The organism is Roseibium sp. RP-7, from assembly GCF_053005225.1.
The window spans coordinates 1,429,759-1,449,691 of the sequence record NZ_JBRKQA010000001.1; the positions used below are offsets into that span (position 1 = coordinate 1,429,759).

A 19,933-nucleotide genomic window follows, 5' to 3' on the forward strand; every position below is an offset into this window, starting at 1 on the left:
GGTTTCGGTGCTCACGGCAGCCTCAGTCTCCGCGGTTCAACGACCGGGGGCCGTGCGGATGGTCTGCGTGCGGGTAGGGGTGGTGGTGGTGATCGTGATCATGCCCGTGCCCGTGGCTATGCCCATGCTCGTGCGAATGATCATGAGAGTGGCCATGATGATGCGCGTGATCATGCCCATGGTCATGGGAGTGATCGTGATGATGATGACCATGGTCGTGGTGATGATGACCACCCGCCTGCACCTGCTTTTCGCAGGCTCCGGTGCAGATCTCGTCACACAGCTTGCATTCTGCTTCCGCGCCGAGGCCTTCCACGTGATAGTGGTGGCTTTCCTGGGCCAGACCCACTTCGGCTTCGAAGCCAAGGACCTGTTCGCGGTACTTGCACATCTGGCAGTTCATCAGATTTGCGCCCTGCAGGATCTCCTGCACCCGATCGGCCATCGTGTCGATCACCTGCGGGTGGTCGTTCAGATAACCAGCTTTCAGGAATTCGATTTCCGGATGTTTGGCGGCAACTTCGTCCGTGGTCGAATAGATCCGCTGCACCAGTACACCGGTGAACAGGAAATAGGGGAACACGATGACGCGCTTGTAGCCGAGCTTTGCCGCATGTTCGAGACCGGGTCCGACCAGGGGGAAGGTGACGCCGGAGTAGCAGGTTTCCGCCCAGCCGAAACCGAAGCCTTCCCAAAGCATGCGCGTAATCTTGGAGACGTTGGAGTTCGCGTCCGGATCGGAAGCGCCGCGCCCGACCACCATCAGCAGGGTCTCGTGCAGCGGCACGTCGCTGTCGGCAGCGTCGATCGCTTCCTGAACACGGGCAGCGGCGGCTTTCACCATGCGTGTGTCGACGGCCAGTTCGCGGCCATAGGAGATCGTCATCTCCGGATGCATCGCCTGATAGGTGTTCAGGACCGAGGGAATGTCGTTCTTGGCGTGACCAGCGGCAAACAGCATGCCCGGCACGGCCAGAACGCGGGTGCAGCCGGCCTCGCGCAGCTTGTTCAGTCCGTCATGAATGACCGGGTTGGCGAACTCCAGATATCCGTATTCCACTGGCCAATCGGGGAAGCGAGCCGTCAGGCCTTCCGCCAGCTGTGCAAATTGCTTTACGGCACCCTTGTTGCGGCTGCCATGGCCGCAGATCATCAGTCCGAGTTTTTCGCTCATTGAGCAGCTTCTCCGGCAGTCTCGTCGTCTTCCGGACGGGCTTCAGGCGCGTCTTCGGCTTTTTTCTGCTTCTTGTCTTTGAGGGCGATGATGCCGGCGACGAGCGCGGCACCGGCAAGGGCTGCGACCCCGACCCAGTGGGAATGACCGGCGAGTTCGCCAAGATGGCCCCCATGGGCGAAGGCGGAGGTAGGCAGCGCGGCGGCAAGGCCTGCAAGGATGGTCCGTCTGATCATGTCTCTCCCCAGTGGCTGATGCCGGATCGGCAGCGTGGCAACAGGCGTCGGGAAGAATGAAAGCAAACACGCGCAAAAGCCGGCGGAGCCGGTTGATCTGCAGATGCCTTGGACAGCTCCGGCCTTGGTCCCCTGCTTGGGTCAACCTCATCCGGAATGGCTTTCAGTCCCTCCACGGGACGCCGTCAGGTGGGCGCACCTTAGGGGAGTGGCCATAGCGGATCAAGCATGAAAGCGACATCCATTGGCACGAGGCAGCCATGGCCTGAAACCGGCAATCGTTGCGTCTTGCGGCTCCCCGAAAAGAACCGGTTTGTCTTTGTCATCCCTTTGGATTAGTGATCAACCTGTCTCGATTCGGGGTAAGTGGGGCGTGGAAAACTTCCGGCGAAAACATCCGGACCTCATGGCGGCAGTCAGGCTACTGCTTCTGCTGCCGTTTCTGGTCACGGCGCTTGTGCCCAAGGGGTACATGCCGGACGTGCGCGCGGATGGCGGTTTTACCGTCACGCTGTGTACCACCGAGGGCCTTCGCACTGTTACGCTGGATGCGAACGGTGCAGAAATTCCGACGGGTTCCGACGAGGATAGCCCCGCGGAAAAGGCCTCCCGCCATTGCGTCTTTGCCGGTGTCGGTGCGTTTGCTGCGCCTGACAGGGTGCCGTTCCTCTTCGTGCAGGAAGAGATCTCCCGCCAACCGGTTTCTCTACCTGCAAAGGTCTGGGCTTCCAGCACACCGCGCGGTCGGAACTTTGCCCGGGCACCGCCGCTCAACGCGTGATCTTTCCGAACCTTATCTGAACTCGTTTTGAACTCGAGGTCTGTCCGGCTTTTGCCGAACGGACGCACTCGGGTGTGGAGATCCCATGAGCAACATCCCTTCGGACGCTGTATATGCGTCCACCCCCAGCCGATTTTACCTGGCTGCCTGGCGTTGGCACTTTTACGCCGGTCTTTATGTTGTGCCGTTTCTGATCATGCTGGCCGTCACCGGCCTTTCGATGATGTTTATTTCCGTTCTTGATGGCCGCGACGGGGAATACATCAAGGTTGCAATTGCCGGCGAACCAGTGGCGCTGTCGCAGCAAGCTGGCGCTGCGCTGGCAACGCGAAGGCAGGGCGCGAGCCTGGTGGAATGGATCGGCGCCAAGACCGCCGACGGAGCCAATGTCTTCCGCGTCAACGACGCTGGCACCAATTACATGGTGGCAGTTGATCCTTATTCGGGCTCGGTCGTTGAGAGCTGGATCCGGCGTGACGGCTGGTATGACCTACTGAATGACATTCACGGTACGCTGCTGATCGGCGATCTTGGTGATCGTCTGATCGAAATCGCGGCCGGCCTTGCCATCGTGCTGATCGTGACCGGTCTTTATCTGTGGTGGCCACGGGCAGGCGGTGGAAGTGCTCTTGTGCCGGATCTTCGCGCAAATGGTCGTGCGCTCTGGAAGAGCCTGCACAAGGTGATCGGCGCCTATGTTTCTCTCATCCTGCTGGTCTTCCTGGTCAGTGGTCTCTCCTGGGCCGGTGTCTGGGGCGAGAAATTCGTTCAGGCCTGGAGCACCTTTCCAGCCGAAAAATGGTCGAACGTGCCTCTGTCCGACGACACCCACGCCTCGATGAACCATGGCTCGATAAAGGACGTTCCCTGGGGGCTGGAACAGACAAGCATGCCGATGTCCGGCTCTGATGCCGGCACCGACGCGATTGCTGCCGGAACGCCTATTGATCTGGACAGTATTGCCGCGTTCGGCCGGAAAATCGGCTTTGAAGGGCGGTTCCGGGTGAATCTTCCCGGCAATGAAACCGGTGTCTGGACCATCAACCAGGATTCCATGAGCAACGACTCAGAGAACCCGATGGTCGACCGCACGGTGCATATCGATCAATACACCGGACGGATCCTGGCTGATGTCGGTTTTGCGGATTATTCCCTGCCGGCCAAGGGCATGGCCATCGGTATCGCCTTTCATGAAGGCGACATGGGGCTCTGGAACGTGGTGCTCAACACCCTATTCTGCCTGTCGGTGATTTTCCTTTGCGTCAGCGGGCTTGTCATGTGGTGGCTGCGACGGCCCAAAGGTTCCGCCCTTCGGGTTTTTGCACCGAAAATGCCGGAAGACCTGCCGCATTGGCGTGGCGCGATGATCCTGATGCTGGCCGTCTCCCTGGCCTTTCCGCTGGTCGGCATCACGCTATTGAGCGTGCTGGCGCTGGACTATCTTTTTGTCAAACGTGTGCCGGTTCTGAGAAAGGCCATCGGATGACGACGTAAGGGGCGTCTGACGAGGCCGCTGTTCGGCTCCTCAACATTGCTGTTACCCCGGATAGGCGCTGCGTCTATCCGGGGTAACACGCCCCCAAAATTTTGATCGCAGTGTGCGGCAGCAAGCTGCGGCGAATGCTGCCGGCTTACTTGTGCCGGATCACCATCAGCGTAATGTCGTCATGCACCGTTTGTGTGTCGATATGGGCCTTGAGGTCCGCCAGGATGCCTTCCAGCACCCGCCCGGCCTTTGGTGCAGCGTGGCGGCGGGCACTTGCGACCAAGCGGTCCAGACCATACAGCACACCGTCAGGATTTTCCGCTTCGGTCACGCCATCCGTATAGAGAATAATGAGATCTCCGGGACCGAAGGCCAGTTCCCTGGTTTCGATAAACGGTTCGATGTCTTCATCGAGGCCGATGGGGAAGCCGAGATCGACCGTATCGACGATGTCGCATTGGCCGTTTTCGCGCAGAATGATCAGTTCCTCGTGCTGGCCCGACAAGGTTACCTTGTTCGGTTCGAAATCGAGGAAGGACAGCGTCAGGTGCTTGTCGGTCCGGGTGCGCTTCAGGTTGCGGCAGATGGCGCTGTTAAGTGCAACCAGGAACTGGCGCGGATCTGACGGTCCGCGTTCCTGCAGGGCGACGGCGATGGACTGAACCATCAGCATCAGAACGCCGCTTTCCAGGCCATGGCCGGTCACATCGCCAATGCCGATCTTCACCTTGTCGTCCAGCTGCAGCACGTCGTAATAGTCGCCGCCAACTTCGTCCGCCGGTTCCATGAAGGCCGCGATCTCCAGTTCATGAATGCCGCCAAGCTCATCCTTTGTCGGCAGCACCATCATCTGGATCTGCCTTGCGACTTCAATTTCCGCTCCCAGTCGCAGGTTTTCGGACGTCAGCTGCTTGTTGAGATGCGCGATTTCCGTATTCGCGTGCTCCAGATTGACGTTCATCCGGTGGAACCGCGTTGCCTGGTGCCATTGCAGGGCGGTGACCGCAGCACCGATCGCCCCTGCACAGCCGAAGTAGAGCAGCAGAAATTTGAACGACCAGAGGTTTGCGGCAATGGGTTGGCTTATGGTGATCGCCTGAATGCCACGCACGTCGCCCGTCTTCCAGTCGGTCTTGGGGCTTTCCGGGTGGCTGTTGTGACAGGAAACGCAGGCCTCGCCCATCAAGACGGGGGAGGCGATCTGGATCTTTCGGTCGAAGATCGATCCTTCGTAGGCAATCTCCAGGTCTGCAGGATCACGGCTTTGTCGGAAATCGTTCAGTGCCTTGATCTCGAAAGGTGTCAGGTTATGTGACCCGCGCTCCATGAACGGCAGATCCGACACGAACCGGTATTGCAGATTATGGTCGTTGCCGCCGATCACTTCCCCAAGCTCGATGGAGAGCGTGGCGGGGATCGGAATGCCGCCTGGCGTTTCGTGATATTCGTGTGTCGGGGTGATGTCGCCCGGCGCCTGTTGAACCCGGGCGATCACGTTTTGCGCGTAATAGGTCCGGATCTTGCCGATGGCCTGGTCCAGGTCAACCGCCTGCGAGCGCAGGGAGGCATCTGAAATGGCGCGCAGGTCCATCCACACGGCAACAGGCAGCATGCCAAGCCCGATCAGCACCAGAACCAGAAAAACCGCCGGTCGTTCGATGAGCGTGAGCCAGAATTTGTCGACGCGGCGGGGTTCTGTCTGCTTCATGGGGAAACCTGATTTTCAGTATGAATTGAAACGGAATGCGGATCGGCAAGGAAGCCTGAAGGGAAACCCGATCAATCTTGCCATTATGACGGTTATCTGCCGCAACGGCCACAGCTGGAGATGAGATTTTGCAGTCTTGTTTTCAGCACGTTGAGGCTGTCTAGTAGAATGGTCGAGTTCCAATGCGCAAGCGGGGCATCATGCAAACTCATCTTGTTTTCACGGTCATTGCAAAGGACCGGCCAGGCCTGGTCGAGCGGATGGCGGAAATCATCGCCGGCACCGGCGGCAACTGGATCGAAAGCTCCATGGCCCGTCTCGGCGGCGAATTTGCAGGCATCGTTCGCATCGCGATCGAGGGGCTGCATGCGGACGAACTGGTGGAAAAGCTGCAAGCTCTTTCCGCCGATGGCATCGATATCACACTTCGCTCCGACCAGACCGGTGCAGAGCTGCCGGAAGGCGCTTCCGCTCATCTGGATCTCGTCTCCCAGGACCACCCGGGCATCTTGCGGGATATCACCCGCGTTCTTTCCGAAAAGGGTGTCAGCATCGAGCATCTTGAAACGGAAGTCGTCTCTGGCTCGATGCAGGGAGAGGCCCTGTTCAAGGCATCTGCCGACCTGCGCCTGCCAAGTGGACTGGACCCTGCGAGCCTGAGCGACGCACTTCAGGAGACGGCAGGAGACCTGATGGCGGATATCAATCTGATTGACTGACGTCGCTCAATCCTGCCAGAGGGAAGCGAGACGACACAGGCTTGGCAGGACAGAGGCTTCAACCTCATGCTCGACCGGCTGGATTTTACCGGCAAACTATGGCTGTCCGCCGGTCCAGGCGGCTGGACCTTCGTGACGTTACCGCCGGCCTGCGCCGATCAGATCCGGTTTTTTACAGGAAGCCGTAAAGGCGGCGCCTGGGGCATGATCAAGGTAAAGGCGCGGATCGGCGAGGCTGAATGGAGCACCACCATCTGGCCGGACAAGGCGTCCGGCTCCTTCCTGTTGCCGGTCAAATCGGCCGTGCGCAAGAAAGAGAAAATCGCAGCCGGAGACACCGTTGACGTATCACTTTGGCTTCAGGTGCCGCCGGGTTTCTGACGGGGGAGGGCCGTTTGAACTTTTGAGTTCCGTCGGTCAGGCTCGTTCCGCCGGATCCGGGCAGGCGAACTCAGGCGGCAAGCGCCCAATCGGCCGCGTCCGTGCGCGCCCCGATCAAGGCAAGGCCGTTGGCAACAGACGTCAGCTCGTTGCCACCGGAAATCCGCTCCTGGCCGAAGCGCTCCGCAAACTGGCGGCGCACGGCAGGCACGAAGGAGGTGCCGCCGGTCATGAACACCCGGTCGATGTCGGCTTCGCTCAAACCGGCCTTTTCCAGCGTGACATCCAGCGCCAGGTCCATCTTCTTCAGGTCAGGCGCAATCCAGCCGTCGAAGTCCGCACGTTTCACAGTTGCCCGGAAGTCCGAACCGAGCGGGGCAAAGGTCAGCTCCGCCTCGTCTGCAGACGACAGCAGGGCCTTGGTTTCCGAGACGGATTTATAAAGCGGGTAGCCCTGGTCCTCTTCCACCAGATCGATGAAAAGCTCGATCTTCTCCGGTTCCACGCAGTAGCGCAGCAGTTTTTTCATTTCCTTGAAATCGTCTGAGGTCTTGAAAATCGACAGCATGTGCCAACGGGCGAAGTTGGAAAAGAGGTTGGGCGGGATCTCCAGGATCTTGCCCATGCTCTGGTAGGCGGTGCCCTTGCCGAGCTTCGGCAGCACCACATTGTCGATAATGCGGTAGTCGAACGTGTCACCGGCAATGCCGACCCCGCCTCGGCCAAGCGGCGTCGCTTTCAGGTGCCCGGCTTCGGTCTCGAATCGCATGATCGAATAGTCGGTCGTGCCGCCGCCAAGGTCGGCAACTAGGATGGTCGTATCCTGTTCCAGCGATTGCGCGTAGGAAAAGGCCGCCCCGACAGGCTCCATAACAAAGAGGATGTCTTCAAAACCAACCTTCTGAAACGCCTTGCGATACCGCTCCATCGCCAGCTCTTCATCCGGATTGTGCCCGGCAAACTCCACCGGCCGGCCAACAACGAGCCGGGTTGCCGCGGGATCAAACGCAGCCCCGGCCCGCTCGAAAGCCCGCTGCAGAAACGTTGCCATCAGATCTTCAAACTCGAACCGGACCCCGAAAACTCCGGTCCCCTTGAAAACGCGGCTCGCCGCAAACGTCTTCAGCGACTGGATGAACCGCACATCGCCAAAGCTCTCCAGAAACTGCCGGATTGCCCAGGGCCCGACCTCCGCATTCAGCGCCTTGGCCGGCCCCCGATCTAGAAAACTGAGAACGGTCGGAAGCGATGTGAAACTGTCGTTGCCATCAACAAAACTGATCGGCGCAGTCGCGCCCACACCCTGCGCCGAAACCGCGACCGTGTTGGAGGTGCCGAAATCAAGTCCGATGGTCTGTTTCATGGCAAAGTCCCTTTGTGTCGCAGCGTTTTGTACAGACGCCGTTTTGCAATTGAATGGCGTTGGCTCATTCGAAACCGACGCAGGAGTGCGTAGGGGCACTCCCAATACAGCAATCCTGCAAAAGTGAAATGGCTGTGCGGGATAGGCGGGAACAAACGAAAACGCAAGCGGAAACTGGCTGTTCTCAAGGCATTCGATCCTGCATCCGTTGAGGCTCCAACCTTCGGCTCGCAGGTGCCATCTGGAGAAAGGTGAATTGCTCAATGAAAATTTGGCGTTGATGCCTGGAGCTTGTCTTCAGGACATTGCCACAAGGTCGATATAAACAGACCGCACACTATGCGTTTGATCGGTTTTGTGGTCGCGATCGGATTTGGTCGGAGTCTTATGAAGCAGGCTATCGCACTTCCAGTTTGAACAAATCATCCCGCCTTCGAATTCATTGTGGCATCGTGACACTATGTTGCTGCGCGAAATTCCGTTATGATACGGTCTGTCAGAAGATGGACATGAACTGTCTAAAGGTCTAGTCAAGACAACCAGTTGGCATTCGAAGAACGCGTCAACAGAGATCAATAACTGCAGATTGACAGTATGCACTCAGAACCTTTGCGCCAGGGCCTGAAACGCCAATTCGCGATCACATTTGCGTTGGTCGTTCGCGAAATGACCACCCGCTACGGAAACAAGTTCGGCGGTTACATGTGGGCGGTTCTGGATCCGGTTTTGACGATCGCCATCCTGACGACAGTATTTTCGGCAGTCGCTCATATCCCGCCACTGGGAAGAAGCTTCACCTTGTTTTTTGCGACCGGCTACATCGCATTCTACATGTATCGTTCAACTTCTGAGCAAGTAGGTTCTGCAGTCGAGGCAAACAGAGCGCTACTGAACTATCCTGTCGTGCGACCTTACGACACGATTTTGGGAAGGATTTTTTTACAGGTAGCGACGCTTTTCGTCGTAAATGCTCTTCTTTTCGGGGCACTTTATTTCGTGGTTCCGTTTGAGAGTATCAACCTGGCACCTATCTTCCTGGCTTCCCTGATTGCAATTGCACTTGGTGCAGGAGTAGGGGCTTCGAACATCGTATGGTTTCACTTGAGCAGTACCTACCAGCAGATCTGGGGTATTATTAACCGGCCGGCATTCATCGTTTCCGGAGTGTTTTTTCTGCCAGACACCGTTCCGCATCCATTCAGGGAATGGCTCATGTGGAACCCGCTGGTTCACATTGTTGGCCTTTTTCGAACCGGGTTCTACCCCACCTACCGGGCGTCTTATGTCGACATGCCTTACATCATAGGGCTAACCGTGTTTTCGATTGTTTTCGGATTTTTTCTGGTATGGCTTTATGATGCGCAGCTACGGGAGGCGAAATGATCAGGTTGGATCGCTTGACCAAACGCTTCAAGCTCAAGGGAGAGATGCGCTACATCGCAAGGGATGTGTCGTTTACGGTGCCCAGGGGAAACAGTATTGGTCTGCTGGGGCGTAATGGTGCTGGCAAGTCCACATTGCTGAGGCTTATTGCGGGTACGATCAAGCCGACCTCGGGCAGGATCATCCGTCTTGCCAACGTGTCCTTTCCGCTTGGTTTTCAGGGTAGTTTCAATGGCTCTCTAACCGGAGAGCAGAATGTTCGCTTCGTTGCCCGCATTTATGGGCACGACACGGAACAGCTGGTCGATTACGTTCAGGATTTTGCCGAACTTGGGAAATCCTATTACATGCCGGTAAAAAGTTATTCTTCCGGAATGAAGGCACGGCTGGCCTTTGGCGTCAGCATGGGGATTGATTTTGACTACTATCTGGTCGACGAAATCACGGCCGTTGGCGATTCGAATTTCAAGAAAAAGTGCAAACGGGTCTTTGAAGAAAAGCTCCAGGATTCTGACATCATCATGGTGTCTCACTCAAACGGTGCACTAAAAGAATATTGTACGACCGGAATTGTGTTAGAAGATGGCAACTTAACCTTTTTTAACGATATTGACGATGCAATTAGTATGCACAATGACAACATGGCACGCCGATAGGCCGGTCTCTGAATACTTGAAGGTTTGATTGAACATGTCAGCTGTCGAAAAAATGCCTGGAGATAAGGCCGACGAGATTGGTCAGGGAACGGTGTTCAATCTTCCGTCCAAGAAGGGAGCTGCCGTTGCCAAGGCAAATTCCAAGGACGGCAAGCTGATTAATCGGCTGAAAAAATCCGGTCTCGATCCGCAGAAACTGCTTGATTTGGCGCTGCCGGCAGCGACGGCGAAATCCGCGACGAAAATGCGGCACAGAATGATGCTGTTAGGCTTCATGTTGTTTGTTGCCATGCCGGCTGCCGCGTTTTCCGCCTATATGTTTTTCTGGGCAAGCGACCAATATCACAGCATGACAGCATTTGCCGTCCGCAGCTCCCAGCCAGTAGCAGCGACTGAAGTTCTTGGCATGGTAATGGGAAATACCGGGGGGGAGTCTGCGACCTCCAACAGCTATATCGTCACGGATTACCTCCAGAGCCAATCCGTGCTGGAGGACCTTCCGGACGATCTGGATTTGCAGACCATCTTCAATCGCGAATCCTCGGATTTTTTGTTCAGCATGGGCAGCAATCTGCCGGTCGAAGACCGTTTGAGCTACTGGAATGACATGGTCGACGTCAGTTTTGATGCGACCTCCGGGGTCATCCAGGTTGAAGTGCGCAGCTTCCGGCCCGAGGATTCGGTCGAGATCGCCAAGGCAGTGCTTAAACGCAGCGAAATATTGGTCAACCAGCTTTCCGAGTCTAACAGGCGGGAAACCGTACGTTTCGCGGAAGAAAGTGTTGCGCGCGCCGAGGCGCGTCTGAAAGCAATCCGCAAGCAAATGCTTGCCTACAGGAACGAGACACAGGAAGTCAGTCCGGAGGAAAATGCCAAGCTTGCTGTGGAAATGATTGCCGGACTGGATCAGCAGCGCGCAAGCCGGGAAGCAGAAAAAAAGACCCTGATGAGTTATCTGGACGAGGACTCTCCCCGTATCAGGCTCCTGAACCAGCAAATCGAGGCCCTGGAAGGCCAGATTTCAAGTGCGCGGGAACGCCTTGGCTCCGGCACATCGCCTTCCGGTTCTACTGGTACGAACAGGACAGCTCTTTCCTTCCGTCTTGCAGATTATTCGGAACTCGCATTGGAAGAAGAATTTGCACAGCAGCTCTATGTAACGTCCCTTGCCAGCTTGGAAACGGCTCGTCAGGAGGCAGATGGCAAACATCTTTACCTGGCGACTTTCATACAGCCGACCCTCTCAGAAGACGCACAGTATCCGCACCGTTTTCTGTATTCTCTGGCCATGTTTTTGCTCCTGGCTGGAGCTTGGTCCGTAGTGGTTCTGATGTATTACAATGTACGGGACAGAACATAAAATCACCCAAACTTGCTATCGAGTTGGGGTCGTGACGATGTAGGATAAGATTTTTTACGTCAACCTCCACAGCAAAGCTGAATTACAATGGTCGAGATCAACGATGACGCAGCTGCCTGCCAACGCGGTGATGCATAACATCTTCTCCTGTGATTACGTATTCCAGACCAATTAGTACGGTAGCGTTTACCGCTCGTTCCTAGCTATTTGTAGAAATTATAAGTGTTTTACTCAGTCTTGGCCGTTGCAATTCTGCTTTCGTTTATGTTGAAACTGTCCTGATGCAGACCGCTGACGTATTAAAACGTTTGATAACTTCCGAAATATCTGCAGGCCTACTTTGAACTTCTGAAGAAAAGGAGTGTCCGAGTCGCCAATAAGTGACGCCGCTGGAGAGGACATAGTACCTAAATGATGTTCCGGTTATTCTGAGCGCCAAGAATTGTAACCTCCCAATCGCCCAACTTCGCGATCAATGCACGTCGCAGAAAACTCTAACCCAGCCTACGAGTAGGTTGGGTAGCGCTCCAAAACCTCTAAAACAATCATGACTAAGAACCTGGCAATTCGCATCCGGGGTTAAGAGAAGACGAAGCAATGCCGATCCAATCCGTCTCCAGACGCTTAGAAACATTCTAAAACATGATAAGAATATTCAGGTATTTGCGCTGGTTAATTTGCTTTGAAAGATGTCTTGCTTTTGCAGGCGATTTAGTTAGCTTGACGCCGATTGTAACGAGCGAGGCTAATTACAAATGAAGTGCAATATTTGTGGCGGTACAGAATTTGAGGATTACCGTAGCAGAGAAAACGTTAGGTGCTCTTCATGCGGCTCTATGGAGCGCATGCGCGTTATGTTGCTTGCACTTGAGAGCATAAATGCATTTAAGCCAAAACTAGAAATTTTGCACATCGCGCCGGACGTAAGCGTTGCTAGGAAGCTTAAAGCTGTGCATGGCTCAGGATATTTAGCTGCAGACTTTAACCCCAAATTGTTCCCGCAAGATTTAGAAGTCACAAAGATAGATCTAACAAAAGACGTATTCTCTCTACCATCGCGGAAGTATGATTTGATTATTCACTCACACGTTTTGGAACATCTTCCATGCGAAATTACACCGGTTCTATTTCACTTGCATCGAGCATTGAAGCGCACTGGTATTCACGTTATTTGCGTACCATTTGATGAAGGCAAAACAAGTGCCGACTTCAACCTCATGTCAGGACGAGAGCGCGAAGAACGTTTCGGTCAGCGAGATCACATGCGGCGATTTGGAGTCGATGACTTAAACTTAAACTTGGGAATGGTTTTTCAACTTAATCCGTTCGATCCCACCAAGATATACACCCAAAAGCAGCTTGAAGAAGTAAACATCAAAACGGATTGGTCTGGGCTACCTACCAGCAACACTATATTTTTGCAGAGAAAGTCGTCTACGAAGCTTTGCCAGATATCTGGTATTAGCGGTTTTGTTGAGCGCGTGTTTAGCTAGGTTTCTACACTTAATGCAGATTGGCGATCGCAGCCTTAATGAGTACTTAGCAGATGTATCATCTAACTAATGCAGGATAAGTGACTACCACATATGATTTCGAGTGAAATCCACTCATAATATTTTACCTGACTCTACCGAATGGTGCTTACACTGCAGGTTTTTTATGAAGTTGCTGACTTTCAGCCAATCTGATTGGATCGAAGAGTTAGATGTAGACGCTTGCTTTGCTAATTTTGCGGTAATAGGCAAGAGCGATTTTGGCGACGATCTCAAACTGCAAGTGAGTTTGCAAATTATCAAAAGGGCCTATCCATCTTAAAACTTCTATAGATCCTAATTCCTCTAAGCTTGGAGCATATTAAAACACTTCTTGGCCCAAATAAAACTTCAGTTGTCCGGACTGCTTGCTTGGGTATGATTTTTTTAATAAAATTTATATAATATCTATTCACTTCAATAATGCGTGGATGTGGTTTTGATCTTTCATGATCTTCTCATTAGAGGTTTTGTTTCTCAAAATCTTTGCCATGATAGTGTCGTACCGTGTATAACGGGCTTGTCTGATATCTGGCATGCCGCGCATCTTAATAACGTGTAGCATTATGTTTTCTACAATATTTTTATATTTTTTTGGCAAGTCGCATTTTGGCAATGTTTTTGCCAAAATTGATTTTGCGAAGTAACGAATAGATCGGTCATGATCACCTTGACATTGATAGTCTTCAGCTATATTTCGAAGAAACTCGTGGCTTAGCGTATTTTTTGCTCCAAAATTTCGGAGATGCATTTTGTAAATCTCAATATGAGCACTTAACCTCTTCTTGTTGTTAAGCGTAATTCTCGCACCATCATGGTCAAAGTAAATGCACAGAGGTTCTGGGACACCGATATAAGTCGCATAATCAGTTAGGCGAATAAAAAAATCCCAATCCTGACAAGCTGGTAAACGCTCGTTGAAACCACCCAGAAACCGAGCAACCCAAGTTTCAACGATCACTGAACTCAACGTGCCAATAAAGTTAGATCGTCTTATTTTTGCTGATGAAATCCGTTTGCCACCAAATTGACGGCAAATGATTTGCCCTTCCCCGTTGACTCGATAACGCCCAGTTGCAGAGAAAACTGGCGTGGAGCCTAAGGTTTTATGTCTTTCGATTGCCTTCATTTGCAATTCTATTTTTTGCGGCATCCAAAAATCGTCACTGTCAATAAAAGCTATATAGTCAGATTTAGCCGCGAAAATACCTCTATTTCGTGAGTAATTAGCGCCTTTATTTGTTCCGTTTCGTAATAGTTTAATATCTATATTTTTTGAAAAATTTTCAACTATACATTGTATTTCTTCAAATTTTTGCTGTTCGGAATGATCATCTATTACGATAACTTCTTCAACTTGTCTAGTTTGGGCCAATATAGAAGATAAGCATTTTTCCAAAAGGTTTGTTCTGTTGTAGTTGGGAATAACAACGGTTACACTTCCAGTCACAGCATGCCCCTAACAATCTCAGTGAACTTTTTTGCCTGCACAACTTCATTGTGATGTTTTTTAACGTGATTAAAAGCTGCGACAGAGATCGACTCGAGTAGTTTTGCGTTGGTAGAACAGGACAGTAGAATCGCCGCTAGAGCTTCATCGTCCTTTTCTTGGATTAAGAAACCGGTTTTATTGTGTTCTATCAATTCAGGAATACCGCTGTGATAGGTTGAAATTGCTGGGAGACCAGCCGCCATTGCTTCCATAAGAACGACTGGCAACCCTTCGCTGTCGCCGTTAGGAGCAGTATGGCTCGGTAAAATGAATAGGTTACAACGCTTCATCAGGTCGCGAACAAAGCTTTTTTGTTTCGCTCCGTAAAAAACAAATGCGTCTTTTACACCATCTGCAATCGCCCTGTCTGCGAAGAATTCTAGCTGAGGACCATCACCAACACAGTGAACTCGTATTCGTAAGTCTGATGTCTCTCTGAGCCTTCTAATTGCTCGAAATAGAGTGATGAAACCCTTTTTCTCCACAAATCTTCCGACAAAAAGCAAGTTCAATGTGGGAGTTGTCATTTCCTTCGGAAGACAAACGCCAGGATAGGCGTCTGGGATATGTGTACCTAAGTACAAAGTTTTTACATTTTGAATCGTCGTATTCTGCTTGAGCAACCTTTCCCACTGTCTATTCACGCACAATGCGAGGTCTATATCGCCTGCTGCCTCTTTGTATGGTGTCCAGCTATGGGAGGCGATATATGAAGACATGTCGTGGCCATGGAACACAATCACATTCTTTGCTGATCTATAAACAAAACGCTTCAGCTGCTGCCCGATGCGATAGTTGTGTCCAAAATGAGTTACAATGACGTCTGGAGATCTTCTCATTTGCAAACAGAGCATCAGGGTTTGATGCCAGATTTTTCCATCGAACCTCAATTTCAACAGCTTTGCTGCAAACAGGGGAGCTCGGATTGCACCCACAAGGATGCGGAAAAACAGTTTTTTATTCTCTGGTGCTGCATATAGTATGCCTGAGTCGCACTCAGTCTCTGAATTTTCAAAACGAAAAGTGTCAAGTGACCTTGCGAAAACATCTATTTTTACATTAGAATTTTCTTTAAGAGATTTTACTTGGTCATGTACGAAAGTTTGAGAATACTGGGGAAACCTTCCATTGATGAACAATACGTTCATTCGGCACTCCGTTCTGCGGATGGGCGATCACAGATGTAGCCTTAGTCAACTGCTCAGCAAATTTCAACGTCTTTAAGCCGACCTTATGGCTAAACTCTAGCAGAGCAAACGTACAGTTTTTGTCTAGCTACTAAGCAAAAGCTAAACCTCGCCCTACCTTAGGCCACCGCGAAAAGCTGTTGGTTGAAGTACTCAACCTTTGACAAAGTTATTTTAGGAATTTATTTGCATAAAGATGTACACATTTTCAGGTTAGCCTCAGGCTTAGCAACGAGATCAAAGTCGCACAATGCCGTTCATTGAATACAATGGAAGAAATATTTTATACATACACGTGCCAAAAACAGGTGGGACTTCTGTTGAGAATTGGCTTGAGACTCTGGCTCCATTGAAGTTCCATGTTCCTGGCGGTTTATCTGCGATGCGCTGCACTCCTCAACATCTCCAGCGAGACCAGTTCAGAGTGCTGTTTGGGGAAGACTATTTCGAATATAGCTTCATGACGGTCCGTAACCCCTTCACTCGAATTGAGAGTGAGTACCGGATGCGTGCAGCAATGGGTGGTCGCAATTTCTTCAAAACGTTCGCAAATTTTTCTCGGTGGTTAGAGAACAATATTACACAAACTCAGTCAAATGTTTATCATCTCGATAATCACATCAGGCCTCAATGGCACTTTTGCGGCTCAGGTTTACAAATCTTTAAACTCGAAGAAGGACTAGAAAATATTTTTTCGACAGTCGCATCTAAAATTGGCGCGCCGAAACCACAATCGACACCACATCTTCTTCAAACATCAAAAAAAGAAATTCCTGTTACTTGGGATAGAGTCGACATATTGCGTGTATTGGAATACTATGGCCAAGATTTTGAGGAATTTGGCTATTCTAAAGAACCACCTGTAACCGTGTATTAGTAAAGTATGACCAATTCTAGTATAGGTTGGGGCGTGTCCGTATTCTTTGAAATGAATGTGGCTTACGGTTCGGTCAATGTTTGACGGAGGATTTACGTGAATACTGTGTGCTTTAATTAAGCTGTTGCGGCGCTGCGTTCTTGAGTGTGGGAATTTGAAAGTTCGCGGAAAGAGCTTCTGCGCCATAGGTTGTTAAGAGATTTGTTGTGAGCATCTTCGATGCGATTTGTCGGCTAGTGTGCCTGGCAGGGGGGGGCAAAGGTGCCCCCCCTTCCTATGGCCGCGGAAAGAATTCATCATTGGCCTCACCGAGGATGAGAAGAGCCTCTGCCGTGCTGGATGACTGTGTATCAAAATCGGCTGAAGCATGCCGAGCTGTTTTCGCGCGCGCGGGGGAGCAATAAAATAAACACGATAATTTGGAGCGAAAACGCCCGAGAATGATGATAAAGGGGCAGGCTTGGATTCGACAGCAAGCTTCCGAACTTGGTCTGACCAAGCTCGTGTTCTTGAGGAGTGCGGCTTGAGTTCGAAATTAGCGTGGCAGTAAGGTAGACCGCGTTAGGACGAGTGTCGCAAGGCTATCGATCGGCGAGAATCTTTCGCTGTGCATTGTGTCTTACCGCTTCGATGATGTTCGACGGTGCTAACGACTATCTCGCTTTCGTAGCAACTGCTATTAACTGACCCCTTTCGTGCCCCCAGTTGCCGATATATTCTAGCGAAAACCCTACATCCTTAGCGGCAAGCTGCAATTCTGAATACGAATAATGCCAATTCCTATTGGCATGAGAAGCACCTTGAGGATTGTTTAGAGAGTTACCCTCAAAGAAAGTGAAGTAAAATTTACTGCCCGGATTCGCAACTTTATACGCTTCAGTAAAACATCTGGAAATATCATCTAGAGTAAGGTGCGTGAATAGTGACTGCGCAATAGCATAGTCATATCCGCCGCAGTCGGAAAAGTTAAAATCGTGGTTAATTAAGAATTTTGGTTCTTTTTTTAAAATAATTTCAAACAAAATTTCTTTTTCTATGCCAGCATCAACAAGGTCTTTTTCTGCTTCTACGCCGCAGTAGTTTCCTGCATTGAGCATAGGTATCAAATACTGTCCGAGTCGTAGTGAGCCGCAAGCAATGTCTAAAAATTTGTGAGTAGGTTCAAGTCCGTTGGCAACCAAGAAGTGGTATTGCCTTTTACCTATACCATACCACGCTTCTGAGTTGCCGCCTCCTACATAGCGTCTATGTCCCCATTTCTTAATTCTTTCCTGATTGGGTAATTCCAATTCATTTTCTTGTTGTTTTGTTCTAAAGATATTTTCAATAATTCTTTTCATTTCTTTTGTTTCCTTTTAGTCTTGGGAGCCTTGCAGCCTCCCAGAAGCAAAGCTAACTTCCTAGCGTGCATTGGCAGGTTAATGATTTTTAGATACACCATATGCTGTTGTGTGGAATCCGCTTTTGTCCGTAGTAAGTGCTAAAAATTCATCTGCCTCCCCCCCAATTTATTTCGTGTAAGATTTCGACAAATTGAGTGCTAAGTTTTTAATACGTCCAATTGGACGCGTTAGGAATGTCATAAAAGTAACTGATAGCAGGAAATCACTGCGAGCGTATCGCCATGTCAATCGTATAGTCGTGGCGGCATGAAACTTTTGTTTTTCAACTTAATGGAAATGCATTTTTATCGCTTCGTTGATTTGGCAACGGAGTTTGCAGTGGATAGGCTCTTGGCTTAGGAGCGTAACTCCAAAAGTTGCTGGCAGAATTTGAATGTCTTGTTGTGAAATAGTTATTCTCGTTTTATAATCAGGGTATTACTACAGAAATCAGATTCAGTCGCGCATTAAACGGTAATAGCTAAGGCGTGTGTCGCCCCCCCCCTCAGAGGAAAAATCCTACTGATTTGCGTTGTGGGTCGCCAAATATTTGCATATTTCTTTCTCGTATCGTGTGGCTATAGCTTTCAGATGTTTGATCTTTCAGGTTAGGCTGCCTTTTAAGCGGTTTTGTAGACGCGTCTCTTTTTTCGGGTTTGGCACTGTGTTGGACAAGGTGGACCTAGCGGCCGTTGATCAATTGGATGTCGTCATCACAAATATCTGATACTGCTTTCAAAGCGCCGTCCATGTACCATCAGTGGTAGTCAGAATAGCAAGTTTTTTGGAGCAATCGCGCTCACACAATTCCAGGCATTTCGAGCTTCTCTCGTGGTTTGAAGCAGATGATGCGCAATTTACCTAAACGTTTATAAGGGCTTCCGCTTAGATTACGTTTAAAAAATAAGCTGCATGGTGAATTGCACTACAATCGTGGAATACCGTTTTGACAAAAATTGGTTTAAGTACCTCCGGGCTGTGGAAACAGAGACACGCAATTGATGTTATTTCCGGGTTTACGCCATTTGGTGTTCAGGGTGTCACTCAAGGATTAGACGCTATCGCCGGTTGGGGGCACAAGCCGACCGCGCAGCGTGCTCGAGACATGGCGGCTAAACACCATCTTCCTTATGTCGCTTTTGAGGATGGATTTTTGAGATCCGTCAGACCTGGCAACCAGGAAAAGCCGATCTCCCTGGTCCTTGATCGAACAGGTATCTATTACGATGCCCGCCAGCCAAGTGATCTGGAGTGTTTTGTTCGTCGGCGTTTTGCAAAGCCCATGCGGACGCAAGAGATCCATGATGCCATCGACTTGATCCGGTCCAAGCGGCTCTCGAAGTACAACAGTTTCGATTTCTCGGACATTTCAGAGCTTTGTTTGCAATCTTCCGACCGCAGGGATCGGGTACTTGTTATTGATCAAACCGCCGGCGACGCGTCGATACCGGGAGCATTTGCAAAAGATGAAACCTTCCGCCAGATGCTGCAAGTCGCCATTCAGGAGAACCGTGAAGCTGAGATCCTGATCAAGGTTCACCCGGAAACGATGATCGGGCGCAAGGCAGGGCATTTCACGCATGAAGTCCTCCAGGCTCTCGCGCAAGTGGATGAGAATTGCGCCAAGGCCCTGACTGAAGGTCGGTTGCGTTTAACACCGGAAGCGATCAATCCCTGGCCGCTTCTGGAGGCCTGTGCCAAGGTCTATTGCGTATCCAGTCAACTGGGGTTCGAAGCTATTCTTGCTGGCTGTGAGGTCCACACTTTCGGAGTTCCATTCTATGGAGGCTGGGGCTTAACCGTTGAGCGAAACCTGGTGAGATTGAACCGACGTCACCCGGTATCCCTGGAAGCAGTCTTTGCTGCACTTTATTTCGACTACAGTCACTATCTGGAACACGATCCTGTTCGGGAGATCTCCTTTGAAGAGGCGGTTCACCAACTGGAAGAACGAATCCGACTTGCACGCAGTGAGGCCTGAGACTCAATCGCGCTCAAGAGATCCGGAATGCAAAGTTAGGGAGAGGTTTTGCACATAGCATTGTCAGTGGCTGAAAAAGTTGCCTTCAGGAGCCAAGTTTTACGCGGGTGTAGACGAGCAGCTTGTGGAATGTGGTTAGAATTGAATGGCTCATTGAGGCGCGAGAGCGGAGCATTTGATTAAATAGATCTCTGCATTGTAAGGGTCGGTTCCTAGCATATATTATTTAATTCGT

17 protein-coding genes are annotated in these 19,933 nt (G+C 51.1%); 10 read left to right on the plus strand and 7 right to left on the minus strand.

All coding sequences use genetic code 11. The annotated features are described in order from the left end of the window. Positions 1-22 precede the first annotated feature (22 nt). Both ACVDG9_RS06510 and ACVDG9_RS06515 read right to left on the minus strand, forming a co-directional pair. Positions 23-1,174, minus strand: a complete 1,152-nt coding sequence (locus ACVDG9_RS06510; RefSeq protein WP_447237572.1) for a sirohydrochlorin chelatase — start codon at positions 1,172-1,174, stop codon at positions 23-25. Beyond that, positions 1,171-1,410, minus strand: coding sequence for a DUF6732 family protein (locus tag ACVDG9_RS06515; protein WP_031269597.1), 240 nt, complete (start codon positions 1,408-1,410; stop codon positions 1,171-1,173). Before ACVDG9_RS06515 ends, ACVDG9_RS06510 begins: the two co-directional genes overlap by 4 nt. Positions 1,411-1,816: 406 nt before the next feature. Here ACVDG9_RS06515 and ACVDG9_RS06520 point away from each other — a divergent pair, with 406 nt between their 5' ends. Further along, a complete protein-coding gene (locus ACVDG9_RS06520; RefSeq protein WP_447237574.1) occupies positions 1,817-2,191 on the plus strand; it encodes a DUF2946 family protein in 375 nt (124 codons plus the stop codon). Between the two features lie 85 nt (positions 2,192-2,276). Then, the gene (locus ACVDG9_RS06525) at positions 2,277-3,677 is read left to right on the plus strand and encodes a PepSY-associated TM helix domain-containing protein (protein WP_447237575.1); all 1,401 of its coding nucleotides are present in this window, start codon (positions 2,277-2,279) and stop codon (positions 3,675-3,677) included. Positions 3,678-3,822: 145 nt separating this feature from the next. On the opposite strand, the gene ACVDG9_RS06530 is transcribed toward ACVDG9_RS06525, so the two are convergent. Beyond that, a complete protein-coding gene (locus tag ACVDG9_RS06530) occupies positions 3,823-5,385 on the minus strand; it encodes a SpoIIE family protein phosphatase (protein WP_447237576.1) in 1,563 nt (520 codons plus the stop codon). A gap of 200 nt (positions 5,386-5,585) precedes the next feature. Here ACVDG9_RS06530 and ACVDG9_RS06535 point away from each other — a divergent pair, with 200 nt between their 5' ends. Then, entirely contained in the window at positions 5,586-6,104 is a 519-nt protein-coding gene (locus ACVDG9_RS06535) for a glycine cleavage system transcriptional repressor (RefSeq protein WP_173013954.1), read from the plus strand. A gap of 66 nt (positions 6,105-6,170) precedes the next feature. Beyond that, a complete protein-coding gene (locus ACVDG9_RS06540; RefSeq protein WP_075281310.1) occupies positions 6,171-6,485 on the plus strand; it encodes a DUF1905 domain-containing protein in 315 nt (104 codons plus the stop codon). Between the two features lie 70 nt (positions 6,486-6,555). Here ACVDG9_RS06540 and ACVDG9_RS06545 read toward each other — a convergent pair whose 3' ends face one another. Beyond that, positions 6,556-7,848, minus strand: coding sequence for an Hsp70 family protein (locus ACVDG9_RS06545; RefSeq protein ID WP_447237577.1), 1,293 nt, complete (start codon positions 7,846-7,848; stop codon positions 6,556-6,558). 594 nt (positions 7,849-8,442) lie between these two features. Between ACVDG9_RS06545 and ACVDG9_RS06550 the strand changes: the two genes are divergently transcribed. From ACVDG9_RS06550 to ACVDG9_RS06565, 4 genes are all read left to right on the plus strand, one after another. Then, positions 8,443-9,231 (plus strand): ABC transporter permease, encoded by a 789-nt coding sequence (locus tag ACVDG9_RS06550; RefSeq protein WP_447237578.1) that lies wholly within the window; start codon positions 8,443-8,445, stop codon positions 9,229-9,231. After that, a complete protein-coding gene (locus ACVDG9_RS06555) occupies positions 9,228-9,887 on the plus strand; it encodes an ABC transporter ATP-binding protein (RefSeq protein ID WP_447237579.1) in 660 nt (219 codons plus the stop codon). Before ACVDG9_RS06550 ends, ACVDG9_RS06555 begins: the two co-directional genes overlap by 4 nt. A 34-nt stretch (positions 9,888-9,921) precedes the next feature. After that, positions 9,922-11,247 (plus strand): KpsE/RkpR family capsule polysaccharide export protein, encoded by a 1,326-nt coding sequence (locus ACVDG9_RS06560; RefSeq protein ID WP_447237580.1) that lies wholly within the window; start codon positions 9,922-9,924, stop codon positions 11,245-11,247. 854 nt (positions 11,248-12,101) lie between these two features. After that, positions 12,102-12,740, plus strand: coding sequence for a class I SAM-dependent methyltransferase (locus ACVDG9_RS06565; protein WP_350040687.1), 639 nt, complete (start codon positions 12,102-12,104; stop codon positions 12,738-12,740). Between the two features lie 451 nt (positions 12,741-13,191). Here the strand turns inward: ACVDG9_RS06565 and ACVDG9_RS06570 are convergent, their stop codons facing one another. Both ACVDG9_RS06570 and ACVDG9_RS06575 read right to left on the minus strand, forming a co-directional pair. Further along, positions 13,192-14,229, minus strand: coding sequence for a glycosyltransferase family A protein (locus ACVDG9_RS06570; RefSeq protein WP_447237581.1), 1,038 nt, complete (start codon positions 14,227-14,229; stop codon positions 13,192-13,194). After that, positions 14,226-15,419, minus strand: coding sequence for a glycosyltransferase (locus tag ACVDG9_RS06575; RefSeq protein ID WP_350040689.1), 1,194 nt, complete (start codon positions 15,417-15,419; stop codon positions 14,226-14,228). Before ACVDG9_RS06575 ends, ACVDG9_RS06570 begins: the two co-directional genes overlap by 4 nt. 289 nt (positions 15,420-15,708) lie before the next feature. Here ACVDG9_RS06575 and ACVDG9_RS06580 point away from each other — a divergent pair, with 289 nt between their 5' ends. Next, positions 15,709-16,335 carry a sulfotransferase family 2 domain-containing protein gene (locus ACVDG9_RS06580; protein ID WP_350040690.1) on the plus strand — a complete coding sequence of 209 codons (627 nt, stop codon included), beginning with the start codon at positions 15,709-15,711 and terminating at the stop codon, positions 16,333-16,335. 653 nt (positions 16,336-16,988) lie between these two features. Here the strand turns inward: ACVDG9_RS06580 and ACVDG9_RS06585 are convergent. Beyond that, the gene (locus ACVDG9_RS06585) at positions 16,989-17,675 is read right to left on the minus strand and encodes a class I SAM-dependent methyltransferase (protein ID WP_447237582.1); all 687 of its coding nucleotides are present in this window, start codon (positions 17,673-17,675) and stop codon (positions 16,989-16,991) included. Between the two features lie 988 nt (positions 17,676-18,663). Between ACVDG9_RS06585 and ACVDG9_RS06590 the strand changes: the two genes are divergently transcribed. After that, the gene (locus tag ACVDG9_RS06590) at positions 18,664-19,698 is read left to right on the plus strand and encodes a capsular polysaccharide export protein, LipB/KpsS family (RefSeq protein WP_447237583.1); all 1,035 of its coding nucleotides are present in this window, start codon (positions 18,664-18,666) and stop codon (positions 19,696-19,698) included. The last annotated feature ends 235 nt before the right edge of the window (positions 19,699-19,933 follow it).